Source organism: Cronbergia sp. UHCC 0137, from assembly GCF_034932285.1.
Taxonomy (GTDB): Bacteria; Cyanobacteriota; Cyanobacteriia; order Cyanobacteriales; family Nostocaceae; genus Cronbergia.
This window is the reverse complement of the sequence record NZ_JAYGHC010000034.1, coordinates 34,789-49,473: the sequence shown is the minus strand read 5'-3', so window position 1 is coordinate 49,473 and position 14,685 is coordinate 34,789. Positions and strand designations below refer to the sequence as shown.

General features: G+C 38.6%; 13 protein-coding genes and 1 tRNA gene. 4 read left to right on the top strand and 10 right to left on the bottom strand.

From position 1 onward, the window contains the following. Positions 1 to 344: 344 nt before the first annotated feature. From VB711_RS17510 to VB711_RS17500, 3 genes are all read left to right on the top strand, one after another. Positions 345 to 3,863 carry a response regulator gene (locus tag VB711_RS17510; RefSeq protein WP_323287477.1) on the top strand — a complete coding sequence of 1,173 codons (3,519 nt, stop codon included), beginning with the start codon at positions 345 to 347 and terminating at the stop codon, positions 3,861 to 3,863. A 227-nt stretch (positions 3,864 to 4,090) separates the two neighbouring features. Continuing rightward, entirely contained in the window at positions 4,091 to 5,131 is a 1,041-nt protein-coding gene (locus tag VB711_RS17505) for a hypothetical protein (protein ID WP_323287476.1), read from the top strand. 98 nt (positions 5,132 to 5,229) lie between these two features. Further along, positions 5,230 to 5,300: transfer RNA gene (locus VB711_RS17500), tRNA-Gly, on the top strand. 6 nt (positions 5,301 to 5,306) lie between these two features. Here the strand turns inward: VB711_RS17500 and VB711_RS17495 are convergent. Together VB711_RS17495 and VB711_RS17490 are read right to left on the bottom strand one after the other, a co-directional pair. Beyond that, the gene (locus VB711_RS17495; protein ID WP_323287475.1) at positions 5,307 to 5,540 is read right to left on the bottom strand and encodes a DUF5615 family PIN-like protein; all 234 of its coding nucleotides are present in this window, start codon (positions 5,538 to 5,540) and stop codon (positions 5,307 to 5,309) included. Beyond that, the gene (locus VB711_RS17490) at positions 5,524 to 5,847 is read right to left on the bottom strand and encodes a DUF433 domain-containing protein (RefSeq protein ID WP_323287474.1); all 324 of its coding nucleotides are present in this window, start codon (positions 5,845 to 5,847) and stop codon (positions 5,524 to 5,526) included. The genes VB711_RS17495 and VB711_RS17490 overlap by 17 nt, the downstream gene beginning before the upstream one ends. Before the next feature lie 189 nt (positions 5,848 to 6,036). Between VB711_RS17490 and VB711_RS17485 the strand changes: the two genes are divergently transcribed. Further along, positions 6,037 to 6,606 carry a hypothetical protein gene (locus tag VB711_RS17485; RefSeq protein ID WP_323287473.1) on the top strand — a complete coding sequence of 190 codons (570 nt, stop codon included), beginning with the start codon at positions 6,037 to 6,039 and terminating at the stop codon, positions 6,604 to 6,606. 209 nt (positions 6,607 to 6,815) lie between these two features. Here the strand turns inward: VB711_RS17485 and VB711_RS17480 are convergent, their stop codons facing one another. The 8 genes from VB711_RS17480 to VB711_RS17445 form a co-directional block, all read right to left on the bottom strand. Next, positions 6,816 to 7,421 carry a Uma2 family endonuclease gene (locus tag VB711_RS17480; RefSeq protein ID WP_323287472.1) on the bottom strand — a complete coding sequence of 202 codons (606 nt, stop codon included), beginning with the start codon at positions 7,419 to 7,421 and terminating at the stop codon, positions 6,816 to 6,818. Between the two features lie 66 nt (positions 7,422 to 7,487). Further along, entirely contained in the window at positions 7,488 to 9,818 is a 2,331-nt protein-coding gene (recJ, locus tag VB711_RS17475; RefSeq protein WP_323287471.1) for a single-stranded-DNA-specific exonuclease RecJ, read from the bottom strand. A 164-nt stretch (positions 9,819 to 9,982) separates the two neighbouring features. Next, entirely contained in the window at positions 9,983 to 10,627 is a 645-nt protein-coding gene (locus VB711_RS17470; RefSeq protein ID WP_323287470.1) for a GNAT family N-acetyltransferase, read from the bottom strand. Positions 10,628 to 10,638: 11 nt separating this feature from the next. Continuing rightward, the gene (locus VB711_RS17465; RefSeq protein ID WP_323287469.1) at positions 10,639 to 11,103 is read right to left on the bottom strand and encodes a hypothetical protein; all 465 of its coding nucleotides are present in this window, start codon (positions 11,101 to 11,103) and stop codon (positions 10,639 to 10,641) included. A gap of 20 nt (positions 11,104 to 11,123) precedes the next feature. Continuing rightward, positions 11,124 to 11,921 (bottom strand): PD-(D/E)XK nuclease family protein, encoded by a 798-nt coding sequence (locus tag VB711_RS17460; RefSeq protein ID WP_323287468.1) that lies wholly within the window; start codon positions 11,919 to 11,921, stop codon positions 11,124 to 11,126. A 104-nt stretch (positions 11,922 to 12,025) separates the two neighbouring features. Further along, a complete protein-coding gene (locus tag VB711_RS17455; protein ID WP_323287467.1) occupies positions 12,026 to 12,229 on the bottom strand; it encodes a hypothetical protein in 204 nt (67 codons plus the stop codon). 12 nt (positions 12,230 to 12,241) lie between these two features. Then, positions 12,242 to 12,805 (bottom strand): peptide deformylase, encoded by a 564-nt coding sequence (def, locus tag VB711_RS17450; RefSeq protein ID WP_323287466.1) that lies wholly within the window; start codon positions 12,803 to 12,805, stop codon positions 12,242 to 12,244. Positions 12,806 to 12,981: 176 nt separating this feature from the next. Further along, complete coding sequence (locus VB711_RS17445; RefSeq protein ID WP_323287465.1) at positions 12,982 to 14,442, bottom strand: HAMP domain-containing sensor histidine kinase; 1,461 nt, start codon at positions 14,440 to 14,442, stop codon at positions 12,982 to 12,984. Between the last annotated feature and the right edge of the window lie 243 nt (positions 14,443 to 14,685).

The following is a 14,685-nucleotide window of genomic DNA, read 5'->3' as shown; positions in this document are numbered from 1 at the left end:
ATGTTAGTGCGACTCCTGTAATGGGAAACCTGAATATGGAGTTTGATCCAAAGAATCGGGCAGCGTACCCATTTGTGATCTCACCAACAACTCAACAGCTACTCAAGTCTTTCAGATGTTCCTGCTCACTGACTCAAAGATGTAAACTCTCGGTGCGAACTGTGAGATTTTGTGAGAAAATTATTAATCATCAATGGAGGTGAGAGAAAATTCGGTAAATGAGTGAAAATTTCTACGGAGTGTTTCGATTTTAATTTAATGATGCCATCTCAACTGACTCATCAATATCCCTACCTGATCAGAATATTCTTTATCCGACTGCCGTTGCAGCAGGAAAACGGTGCATGAATTTACAAGCAAACAGTAAGCCGAAAATTTTGGTTGTCGATGATGAACCAGACAACCTAGACTTGCTTTATCGCACCTTCTATCGAGACTATCAGGTGCTGAGGGCAAACTCTGGGCCTGCGGCCTTAAATCTGCTGGCAGAAGAGGGTGACATCTCAGTGATTATCTCCGACCAGCGGATGCCGATGATGAGCGGTACAGAGTTTTTAAGTTTAACAGCGACTCAATATCCAGATATTATCCGTATTATTTTAACTGGCTACACCGATGTTGAAGATTTGGTGGAAGCGATTAACGCTGGCAAAGTATTTAAATATGTAACTAAACCATGGGAAGCGGAGGAACTCAAGGCTGTAGTCCGTCAAGCCTTAGATACACACAATGTCCTCCGGGCTAGAACCCGTGAACTTACTCGGACACTGCGGCAAGAATCGCTGCTAAATACGGTGACAAATACAATTCGCAGCGCCCTAGACTATCGACAAATTTTGCAAGCGATCGTCGATACCGTGGGGCAGATGTTGAATCTAGATGTTTGTCTGTTACGTCCTGTATACGATGAACAATTGGCTGATGAAGGGTTTGTTTACCAAAAGGCTGCTGTGGCGATTGAGGAGGAAAAGTTAGCCAATGGAGATAGTACAGAATCGGTTTCTGCTGCAAGTTTGAGCTTGGGAGGAAATTATGCTTCTGGATTCTTGCAACCCATATCCTCGTCACCTTTACTAGGGCAAACAGTATGGGAAACCCGTGAAGTACAGGTGATTAATGATGTATTAAATGATGAACGAGTAGAAGGAGAAAGGGCAGAAGCTTTTGCTGTGGCTAATATTTGTTCTAGCTTGATTGTACCGTTAATTTGTCAACAGGAATTGATGGCGGTGTTGGCCTTGCACCAATGTTTTGAGCCACGCCTGTGGGGGGATGATGAGGTACAATTGGTGTCGATAGTGGCAGATCAGGCAGCTTTGGCTTTATCTCAAGCCTATGCCTATGAGCAGGTACGGGCTTTGGCGAAGCGAGAAGCTTTGGTAAATACAATTACAAATAAAATTCGCTCTAGTTTAGATCCCCAAGATTTATTTGCAGCTATTACTCAGCAACTAGGAAAGGCTTTAGAAGTTGACGGTTGCGTTTTGTCTTTGTGGACAGAAGAAGAGGAATGTAGTGATGGTTTTGGGGATAGTTGTGTTTTGTCTTTGTGGACAAGGGAAAATGGAGGAAATAGGGGGGAAGGGAACTCGGAGGAAGGGTTTTGGCCGAAATCAAATTCGTCAATGCCAGTTAGGGAAAATCAACTGCTGCAAGAAGTGATAAGGACACAAGAGCCTGTTGTGGTTGCTGATACTAATAATTTTAATTTAAAAGTAGAAAGTTTTAATTTATTTTTGAGAATGCCAGTACGATCGCTCATGGTTGTTCCCTTACTAGCAGATGGGAAATGTATTGGTAGTATTACTATGGGTAAGGGCAAGAAAATACACAAATGGTTAAATTCAGAAATAGAATTAGCCAAATCAGTAGCATCCCAAGCAGCGATCGCTGTCCAGCAATCACGCCTATATCAAAAAACCCGTGAACAAGCAGAACGGTTAATACAACTAGATCAACAAAAAACCGAATTTTTCCAAAATATTTCCCATGAATTTCGCACACCGATCACCTTAATTCAAGGACCCTTAGAATCGGCCGTAGGGATGAAAGAAGGATTATCTTATGAACAAAGTGCGATCGCTCTCCGTAACTCCCGCCGACTACTGCGCCTAGTCAATCAGCTACTAGACCTACAACGCCTAGATGCAGGAAGAATGCAGCCCAGTTTCCGTCCTTGCGATCTAGTCGAATTTGTCACCCAAATCGTCGATTCATTTCGCCCCTACTGTGAGAAAAAAGGACTGCAACTCCTCACCAATTTAGATCCCTGTCCAACAGTCTATTTGGATGTAGAAAAATTTGATAAAGTAGTTTACAACCTGCTGTCAAATGCAATGAAATTCACGCCAGAACAGGGGACAATTACCGTCAACCTAGCAACAGAGAACAATCATTGTATTTTACAAGTACAAGACACAGGTATTGGCATTCTTCCAGAACAGATTCCCTATTTATTTGAACGCTTCCGTCAAGCTGAAGGTTCAGAAAATCGCACTCATGAAGGTAGCGGACTAGGTTTAGCCCTAGTCAAAGAACTGGTAGAACTACATGGAGGGCAAGTAACGGTAGAATCAGTATATGAACAGGGTACTACATTTACCTTACTGCTGTTAGCCGGTTCAGAACACCTACCATCAAAACAAATAGTAGAAGCCCCAGGGGAATTAAACACCAGCCGCGCCAGCGTAGAACTAGCTGATTTAGAACAGTTAGAATCAAATACAGAGTTTGAAATTAGCAGAGACTTATTAACCAACGCCGAAACTCAAAATTCCACCGAAACCAGCAATCTCATCTTAGTCGTAGACGATAACCCAGACCTGCGATCCTATGTTTCCGAAATCCTCCGTCGCCACGACTATCGAGTAGCTAACGCTCGTAATGGACAAGAAGGATATGATGTAGCCCTACAAATAGCACCCAACTTAATCATCACGGATTTAATGATGCCCATATTAACAGGTATGGAGATGATTCAGATGATCCGTAGGGAAGAGAAATTAAGAGGGACACCAATTATTCTCTTGACAGCCAAAGTAGATGAAGAAACTCGGATCACAGGGACAGAACATGGTGCAGATGCTTATTTAGCCAAACCATTTAACGACCGGGAACTTTTAGCAGAAGTAAAAAATCTTTTAGCTTTAAAGGAAAACGAAAAGCGCGTTTTGGAGTTAAACACCTATTTAACAGAATCAGTCCTCAAACGGTTTTTACCTGCTGTATTGGTGCAAAAAGCCGCAGCCGGTAACTTATCCTTAGATTTGCGACCAGAACCACGTTTAGTCACAGTTTTATTTAGTGATATTGTCGGGTTTACCCAGCTATCAAATACCCTGAGATCCCGAAGAGTCGCCCAGATATTGAATGAATATTTAGAAACAATGACCAGAGTTGTTTTTGGCAACGGTGGTACAGTGGATAAATTTATGGGAGATGCTATTTTAGCTTTATATGGAGCGCCAGAAGACCTGACCCCCAATGAACAAGTGCGTCGCGCCATTAACACAGCTAGAGCCATGCAAAACGCCCTGATTCAATTAAACGATCGCTGGCGAGAACAAGGAATATTTGAAACCGATGGCCGCAAAGGTGTACAATTCCGTTGTGGGATTCACCAAGGTACAGCCGTGGTGGGGATGTTTGGCAGTGAACAACGTGCTGATTATACAGCGATCGGACCAAGTGTGAATATTGCGGCTAGGTTACAAGCTGCTGCTGTTCCAGGGACAATTTTGGTTTCTGCTGCTGTAGCTGATTATTTACAAGAAGAAGAAATCACTAAAGGTAGTCCTCTGGAATTAAAAGGAATTGATGAAACGGTACTAACTTTTGTTGTCACACCAGATAAACTTGTTTGATTTTGTGGGCAGGAGGCAGGGGGCAGGAAGAAGAGAAGAATCACAATACTTGTCGGTTAAGCTAAAAACATTAAATCAGGTAGGTTGGGTTGACGTTAGGAAACCCAACATTTACGGGCTTTTGTTGGGTTGCGCTGTCGCTTAACCCAACCTACAAAAACTCTTAACCGATAAGTATTGAGAAGAATCGTTATTAGATACTGAAAAACCAAACATTTGAAATTAAAATGACACAATTGGTTGCTGATAAAACTCCAATTTCTACTAAATACGAGAGGAGAAAATCTCACACACCTTCGTTTTGGATTACTGTATTTATAACTTCTATTTCTCTACATTTTTTGGGATTTTGGTTGATTCGTTCTGGTGATGATTTTGGACTTTGGTTTCCCTCCTCTAATCAAAATAATATCGCTATTGATTTAATAGATATTCCTGCTGCTGAAAAATCACCCATAACTACACCTAAATCAACTACCAAAACAGTTAGACAAACACCTGAACCAATAAAAGCTAAAACATCAGAAGCTACTACTAAAAGTCAAAATGATGATGCAATTAAGACTGAGGTTAAAAGCGAAGCGAAAACTCAATCTTACACTGCTCCAACAAATAAAAATAATAATCGACCCACTTCAAAACAAACTTCACAACCATTAGATCCTACACCTACCCCAACAGTTCCCCTAGATGATCTCCCGTGGAATCGTCGTCAAGAGGTTAAATTGGGTCAGGGAAAGCTACTACCACAAGATATTCCCCCAAGTTCACCCGAACCAACTCAAGAGAGTTCACCCACTCCTAAAATTGCCACTTCACCCCAACCAACTCAAGAAAGTTCACCCACTCGCAATACACAAAGGGAAGGAGCGATCGCTACTATATCGAGTATACCAAAAAATGAACTAAGTCAATTAATACAACAAAAACAATGGAGAATAGGGGCTTTACCAGATGTTTTAGCCGAGTACAAAGGCAGTAATACCAAGCAAATAGACCTAACTTTAGTTCCTGGAGATGGGGGAATTAAGTCAGCGAAAATACTAGCTAGTTTAGTAATCGATCAAAACGGTAAATTTCAGCAAGCAGTGATTTTAGAAATTGAACCAGCAGAACTTACCAGCGAAAAGAGTATTTACGAGGAAGCACTAAATCAGCTTTTTCAGTCAGACAAGTTTATTGCTGCTTATAATCAGGATGGTTCACAACCTCCCTTGAGTAATTTATTTTTGCGAATCTCCATACTGATCACAAATTTAACAGATTAAAGGATTAACAGGATGAATTTTAGGTTTTTTTCTGTTCCTTGTTATAAATACTTGCACTTTTTTAAAAGCTATGCTATATTAACAAAAGTCAGTGATTCGCGGGTGTAGTTTAGTGGTAAAACTCTAGCCTTCCAAGCTAATGTTGCGGGTTCGATTCCCGCCACCCGCTTTTAAACTATAAAAATTCAATATTATTGTACATATATTCAGGTTCTAAACTTAAAAAATCATCATCAAAGGTAAAAATGACTCTTTGTTGAGATAAGCTATAAACTAATTGTTGTTGATCGGATACACCAATTAAACCTGCTTCTGAGGAGGTTGTGACATTAACTCCTCTCATTTTTAAGCCATTTGCTATGGCATTGTTAACGTTTTCATCAAGGTGAAATTTAATCTTGTTGACCATTTTCACCTTTCAATATCTTGTGAATTAAGGATGGTTTGTGATGTTGTAATTTTCTGGCAAACTCTTCCCCCTCTTCAATTTGTTGCCTAATTTCTGTTTGATGATCATGGTAATAGGCTAAAGCTGCGTAAACATCAGCTAGGGTAATACTAGGATAGTTATAGATAATTTCATCTGGGGACATTCCCATTCTTTCGTGCCAAATGACAATATCTTGAACTTTGATTCGATGTCCAGCAATACGCGGTTTTCCACCACAGATACCAGGAGTAATTTCAATGTGTTGTGCAATGAGTAAAGATGACATTATTTTTTACTATTAATACAATCATTCATAATCCATCAATTCTAGCGTTTTTTATAAAATCAAACAACATTATAAAAAATCTCCAGTTATTACACATTACTCTATCGAATTAAGTTTTTATACCCTATTGACAAATTTTACAATAATGTGGATATTGAGGATGTCGCTTTTAATCTTTTAACTTTTATCATGCTAAAGGTTAACATTTCTACCCCCCCCATAATTGCTAAAGCCCTTGCTGTGACTGGTTTTACAGCTTCTTTGTTGTTTGCTGCTACCCCCGCAAATGCTTTGAGTTTTACTTTCTCCTTTCAGGATATAGATAGTGTCTTCGGACCAGCAACTAACGGATTCATTACGGGAACGCTAGATGGTTTAGTTGAGGGAAATAACCCAGGAGCAGGGATCACAGCAGAGGTTTTATCTAGTCCTGGTGGTCAAGGACTCGGTGCTTATAGTTTTTCTAATTCTTTGGGTGGTAACGCTTTCGTGGTTACTGGGGGTAATATTACTTTTGCTAATGCGGCATTCCTGCAGGGATCGAATGAGTTGCGGTTAGGAACACCTAGTAATGGTGGTTACGGAAACCGGCTTTCAGATTCGTCCTTTTCCTTTTTCTATGCTGATATCTCAAATGCAACAACATTCACCCCTGCGACACCTGTTCCCTTTGAGTTTAACCCGACTCTTGGACTAGCAACACTGGGGATTTGGTTTGGTGTTTCCAAGTTGCGTAAAAAATACAGTTTGAATCACTAATTTTTACTGTATCCTAGAAAGAGGCGATCGCACTTTTGAATCTATACTAAACACGGCTTAATCATTTGATTGTGTGGCTAAGGGTTTAGCAATGCTAAACCCCTACAAATCTGGGTTTTTTGTCATTTTGTAAAAGTCCTGGAACACGATCGCTATTTTAAAGTTAATATTATTTTATTCCCTGATATAAAACAAAAGCCAAACAAATATCACTCTGACAATTCTTCTTGATCTGTTGGATCTGTGAAATTAATTTTCTCGTATAGTTCGTTAAAAGGAATCTGAAAATCTATTGATTGCAGCGATAAAACTGCTGATTCTAACTCATATTCAGTCAATATCCATTTATTATTATCAGTTTTTACATACTGCATAACATGATATTTATATTGGTCAATTAAAATATATTCTTGAAGTTCTGGTATTGAACGATAGTAAAGGAATTTATCAACTTGGTCATAATCTTTAGTTGATTTAGATGCAACTTCAGCAATTAGTAAAGGATTCATCACTGTAGTGGTATTTGTTCCTGTATAGATAGGTTCTCCTTGAATTACCATTACATCAGGATAAGTGTGCTGACGATAGCGGGGTATCCATAAACGAACATCACCAATATAAATGTCATATTTTTGTTTTTTTAAGCAAAATTTTAAAAAAGTAGCCAAATTCAGAGCAATTTTGTTATGATTTGTAGTTCCCCCTGTGATATGTACAATTTCTCCATTTCTGTATTCACTTTTATATTCTGCTTTTTCTTCCAGTTCTAAATATTCTTCTGGGGTGTAGTAGGGTTTTTGTGTTTGTATTAGCATAAAATATGTTGACCCCTCAATTATTGTTCCGCTACTAAGATTATACTAAAAAATGAAATTAAAAGATTAATTACTGTTAGCGATCGCTATCATCATAGATAATGGTACTGTAGCAAAATATTCTCGTTGAAATTGTTCTTCACTGACTGCGGCTAAAAATTGATTAATTATTATATCTCCATGATTTTCATTACTATTAACTTCATCCCAAGTAATGTGAAAATGACGATCTTGGTGTTGAATTGTAAAGCCTAAAGATTTTAAAGCTTTAAATCCAAAGAATAAAGTTTTGTCACTTATTCCCAATTTTTCTAACAGTTGTAAACGAGTTACAGGTTGATTTGTACGATTTAAATATTTAGCCAAACCTACCAAGGTAATCCAAATTTCCTGCGGTTTTTGATCATTGGGTTTTTTCCAAGCAATAGCTAACTGTTGTTGATTGTACAATGACCTTCTAAACCATGCACGTAAATCATCCCAACTTGTTGGACAATCTTCAATAACTAACATAGATGAGTTTTTACTCAAATTTGCAGAATATTCCTGTTTAGATATATTTCTCCAGTCTAAAATTAACGTTGAAGGTTGAAGTTTAAATTCTGATTCCACACTAGAACGGACAGCAATCAATCTAATTTCATAGCGTTTTTTAAAACTATTAAAATCTAATTCAGCTATACAATCACATTTACCTATAGGTAATTCATCTTTGTAATGTCCCCACCAAATCCCAGGAAAAGGATTTTTAGTAGAATCATCTCTAATATCAAACTCAGTTTTAATATACTGTATTTTCTTACCTTGTAAATCTTGCGGATTACGATGCCAACTATTTTCAAACCAACAATTTTTAATTAATAACTTAGGAATTGGGTTTCCCATTCCACAGGGTTCTAAAAGTTTAAGTTCTAAAAATAAATCTTTGCTTAAATCTGCGACTGTCACAACTAAATCAGCTTGTATCGTTGGTGTAAGATTTACTCCTCCTAAAGAATGGCGTAATTTTTGGTTAATTGCATCTGTAAACAAAGGAATATTTTCTATCGGCAAACTTAAACCCGCAGCAAAAGGATGTCCTCCAAAGCGATATAATAAATGTGCTTGGTCTTTGACTAATTGATATAAATCTACAGAGTTAATTGAACGTGCAGAACCACGAGCTAATAATGATATAGTAGGATTTTCTTCATTACTTGTATTTGCCGTGCTTAATAAAATTGTTGGACGACCAGTTTCTTGTGCAATCTGTCCAGCGACTAAACCCAGCACCCCTACAGCCCATTGAGGATCTGCTAAAACAATGACGCTGGTGGTTGATAAGTCTATCTGGGTCAGCTTTTGGGATACTTGCCCTTGAACATCTTTTTGTAAAGACTTGCGACGGGTATTAGCTAATTCTGTTTCTTCTGCTAATTGGTAGCAACGTTTAACATCACGACTGGTTAATAATTCTACGCAGAAACTCGCGTCACCATGAATGCGACTAACAGCGTTAATGCGGGGACCAAGACCGAAGGAAATATCTGTAGGGCGATCGCCACTTTTCTGGCATAATTCTAATAATCTCCCTACACCTGGTCTTCTCCGTTCTGGAATTGGTTTTTTATAATCTGTTTGTAGTTGCTGAATCCCTAACTGCGCTAAATAGCGACAATCTCCACTTAATTGGACTAAATCAGCAATTAATCCCACCGCTACTAAATCTAATAAATCAGTTAACGGCTGTTTTGGGATATCAGGTAAAGTTTTATATAACGCTTCCACCAACTTATAAGCCACCGCTACCCCAGAAAGATGAAAAAGCGGATGTTCATTAGATAAAAATCGGGGGTTAATAATAGCTGTAACTGGGGGACGTTCTGATGGTAAAGTATGATGATCTGTGACAATAACATCTATACCTAATTTTTGAGCATAGATAATTTCATTAATATTTGTACTACCCGTGTCACAAGTAACTATTAATTTACAACCTTCTTGATCTAAACGATCAATTCCTCGTTCATTAAGTCCATGAGATTCTGTAATGCGATTGGGAATATAATAACTTAATTGTTGATTTTGCTCAAAAAATTCTCCCAAACCGTCCCATAATACAGCCGTTGAAGTAATACCATCAGCGTCAAAGTCTCCCCAAATTGCAATTTTCTCTTTAGTTTCTGCGGCTTTTTTTAACCGATTTACAGCCAAATCCATTTCTATGCCAAAATCAAAAGGACTTGCAGGTTTATAAGCTTGATAATTAATAAAAGTCGAGAGTTTTTCCTGATCTTTTATTCCCCGTTGCCAAAGTAATTGAGCCGCAAAAATTCCACCAGATTGAGGTATGTATGGTTTCACCATTTCGATGAACCAATCAGGGGGTTTTTCAGTCGTTGTTAAAGTCCATTCCATTGAATTTAATTAAATTAATTATGGCTTGCTGATAGCGTGGTGTAAGCTAGTCATTTTTCCTTTCTTCGAGACTATTCTTAACTGCTTCTTATTCTTCCTCCTGACTCCTGACTCCTGACTCCTGACTCCTAGCCCTCCCGAAAAGATTTTTTAGCCAACCCTAATTACGATTCATCATTGATAATTAAATCCGTTGGATAGTCATTTACTAAAGGATTTATCACCACTTCACCAGAAATTCCTTCTGATTTGCGAGGACGCATAGTGGGACGGGTGCGTTTATAACCTGCCCTTTCTGCTTTTTGGTGTTCATAATCAATTAGTTTGCCATAATATGGATGTTTACTCAAATTCATTGATAAAAAAATATGTTGACGCATATTACCAAAACCTTTACGATTAAAAAACTTAACTGCTGGGATATTGGTAGGATCAGTATCTACTAACATAAATCGTGCGCCATCTTCAATCATTCGAGATATAATTTTATCAACTAATTTTTCGGCTACTCCCTGACGTTGAAATTTGGGATTGACAGCTAACCATAAAATGTAACCATAAGTCCAAGATGCTTTGGCAATAATAGTTCCCAAAATAAATCCCGCAAGATCATTTTCTGTTTCTGCAACCAGACAATATTCTGGATCTGTGTTGTAAAGTCCTATTACTTCCCATTCATCCCAGGTACGGTATAAATAAGGATATAAATCGCTGGTAAATAGTTGTTCACCTAAATGATAAACAGGGGCAATATCGTCAATTCCTAACTCACGGACATAAATTAAGCTATTATCATCAAATACTGTCATAAATATTGCAGTTAATTTTTAACATTTATTTTCTGAATATTGGCTTTGAAAAAATCTCTGTATGTCGCAGCTAAAGGAATGATAAAACAAACGAAAAATATCAGATTTAAAACAGCGTTTTGCCAAAATCCTGTAGATATTGAAAATGAACTATCTACTATCAACCAAATAAAGATTGATGCTGTGATAGTCCACCATGCCTCACCTTCAACTCGACGAAATGAACCTAAAAGAACTAAGAATATAATAACACTCCAACCAAGCATTACTGCACCAAGCACACCATGTACGAATTTAATGTAAGAATTTGCGGCTTCACTAAAGGTAGTTTGTACTTGAGATGTGTGAAAAAATATTCCGTTGAAGAACGACTGCATGAAATCGGGGAAGATGATTAAGGTAAGACCAAATATAGCTACTCCAAAAGTGGTAATTACTAAGCAATACCACCAGAAACGAAACCATAAATTGATCATTTAACTTATCTCCTGAATTTTTATAGTAATACTTCTTGAATGATATCGAGATTAGGGATATGATTACCAACAGTTGCGTCTGGGGTTTCTAAGCGATCGCACCGCATAACAAACTGACAAAATTTACAAACTTGTTTAGATTCAGGAACTTGGGGAAAAGGTTGATTTTGTTGATATTGCTGCAACCAATAGGTTAAATTGACTAAAATTTGATTTATTTCCTGTCTAGTTTGTTCGTGTTGTTGACTATTGTAGTTAAATTTAACATTTTGAGGATTACCTTTAGGTTGAAAAAACCAATAAGTCATAGAGATATTTTCCGGCAGATAGGTGGTAGTTTCTGCCAAAACATACAAGTACAGCCGTGTTTGCCAATTTTCAGCTAATTTTTTAGCCCTTGCTGGTCGTGAGGTTTTCCAGTCGAAAATTTGGGCTTGTTGTTGATCTGCAATTAATAAATCATAGATTACCGTTAATAAATAATCTTGGATTTGCAAAGTACGATAATGTTCACTTTCTCGAAAACTTTGATCATCCTTGCCAGGTGCTAAAATTTCCGGTGCAGCCTCAGCAAAACCACTCATCCGACTTTGTAGTTTATCATCTGCTAAGAGAAAATTATCAATTGGTAAACCCATTTCTTGTTGCTGCATTAGCAAGTGAAATCGACTACCTAATGTTTGACGTTCTTCGTGATCAGGATCAGCAGGAGTAGTGAGTTGTTCTAAATAAGTATGTTGAAATTTACGAGGACAAACTGTAAGTAAATTCAGATGTCCTTGAGACAGACGCAGTAGTGGAGTAGAAGTTGATAGCATTCTTTCTTTGCACCTTTGCGCGAAACAAAAACCCAAAAATAAAAGGTAAAAGAATGAAATCTAGATTTTGGCTTCATCCCTTTACCTTTTTATATACCTGATGCTTATTTAATGTTAGCTCTTGCGTCCTTAACTGCAACAAAGAAAAATAATCCAGTTAGAGGGATGCTTAAAGCCAAAATAATCGCAGTGACTTGGACACCTAAATCTGGCTGTCCATAACTGAGTTCAAACACCGAACCAACAGCAGCGATCGCTGTTATACAAGCACAACCTAAAAATAAACCGCTTTTTGGAGTTAAATACACTACTAAATCACCCTATGCTACTGGTTTCACTGCCTGATACGAGAAGCCATTTTTAGATAACTCCTGAGTTAAAGTCAAGAAATTTTCTACACGATCTACAAATACCACACCGTTGAGGTGATCCATTTCGTGTTGTATGCAGCGTCCGAGTATGTCACCAGCTTTTAATGTTTTGGGGTGTCCATATTCATCCTTATAGGCAATTTCTACCACTTGGGGACGTTTAACATCTAAAAAAACCTTGGGAATGCTTAAACACCCTTCCTGGGCAATACAGAGGTCTTTGCTGACGTTTTTAATGGTGGGGTTAATCAACACCAATGGAGGGGTCGTTGGTTTATCTGGTTCGCAGTCGATGACAATTAGTTGTTTATGAACGCCAATTTGAGGAGCAGCCAAACCAATGCCATCTTCACTGTACATAGTTTGCAGCATTTCTCGCACCAGTTGGCGGAGTTCATCATCTATTTTTGTAACCCGTTTTGCTGGCTGACGCAACACGCGATCGCCTAAGTAGTGCAGTTGCAACGGTGGTTTTTTTATCTTTTTTTTCTCTACAGCAATATCAGATGGCATGATTGTCGGGGGCTTGTTTATTATTTAATTCTATCAAGAGGGAACGGGGAACGGGGAACAGGGGCAGGGGGCAGGGGGCAGGGGGCAGGGGAAGCAGGGGAGGCAGGGGAAGCAGGGGAGGAATAAATCTTTTATCACCAATCACCCATTACCCATTACCCATTACCAATCACCAATTACCCATTACCCATTACCTTCTTACTAACTTCCAAAGGTAAAAAAATCGTCATTACTTCCCCATAGTGAGGACGCTGACGTACAATTAATTTACCACCGATCGCTTGAAATAGATGCTTGGTTGCTGCTATATTTAAACTAATTGTTCCTGTCTCTGGTTGGAATGTCAACAATTGACCCAAAGATTTGCGAATTGGTGGAGTTGTGGTTTGTGTTCTATCTTGGCAATCAAATTGGGGCGATAACTGTAACTTGAGTTGATCACCAGCCAAAATTACTTGCACTTGAATATGGCTACCAGGTGGTAAACTACGGGTAAAATTCTCCATTAAACCGGTTAGTACCCTGTCCAACATTGCGGGATTACTCACCACCGTCGGTAATTGTTGTGGTAAAACCACATCTAAAGTCAAATTTCGCCGCTTTGCTGCTTGTTGCCAACGGGGGATACTTTGACGTAAAACTTCATCTACACACATTGGTGTAAGTTGGGTATAGGCAGATTTACTAGACTTACAGGTTTCTAACTCTGCGGCTTTAAATAGCAACTCCATCCGGTCAATTTGCTCAGTACACTCGTGATCAATCACTTCTAACCGACTGATGACATTAGTGGGTAAATCGCGCCGTTTTAGTAGCAACCGCGTCATCATGCGAATGGTAGTTAGTGGGGTACGAACTTCATGAGCGAAGGCTTGAAGTAATTCTACATCAGGACGAGAAGATGAAGCAGACGGTTGGGGAGATGGAATAACAGGGGGAATAGGTGCTACCTTATCCGTTCCTGGTTCTGGTAATCCTTGAAGTAATAACTGGCTAAATTGAACTATAACTTGATAATCTGGGGCAATTGGAGCATATTTTTCGACTAATAAATCTAAATTAGCAAATAATTCTGGATTAGTTAAAATTACTCTAGCACCCAGCGATCGCCATGCTTGCTGAACAACCTCTGACTCAAAGGAAAATAAAAATTCTTTTTTACCACTACTATTTTCTGACAAAACCAAAACTAATCTAAATTTCTCTGTAAATACCAAACAAAACTGCTCACATCTGAGAGGATCCGTAGGCAGTAGAGGTAAAATAGATTCTTGGGCAGTGACACCAGAGCGATCGCACTCCTGACTCATCTTACCCAGATCATCCTCCAAAGAAGGCATTTCCTCAGCCAAATCAAAAGGCATCAAAGCCAAAGGATTAAAAGGTCTGGTTGTGAAAGCAACTGATTGTAAATTTTGAGTTAATTCCGGCTGACTAAATAAAGGTGTAGGTGCAGTGAGAATTAAACCTTGGGTATAGTCCGGTGAAGTAGTAGCTAAATTTTTCAGCAACAAATTTTCCGTCGCAGCTAGGCTAATACGCCATTGCTGTTCCGCTTTAGCAGGAGAACATTCAGCCATACTCAATTGGCTTTGTGTTAACACTTCCCTCAGACTCAGCAAGATCCATTCGTACACAGGTTTTTACCCCTTGATTAAAAAGCGTTTAATAACAGCTAGGGTAGACATTGCAACATCACACTATATAAATACGACCTTATAGTTATTTGTGTACTTCCGACAGTCGTAGAACCGAACAATTAGGGAGAAATTTCCCCTGGAGACTTTTATAGGGAGGTAAGTAGGTAATAGGTAATAGGTAATAGGTAATAAATTAATTATTCCTCCCCTGCCCCCCTGCCCCCTGCCCCCTGCCCCCTG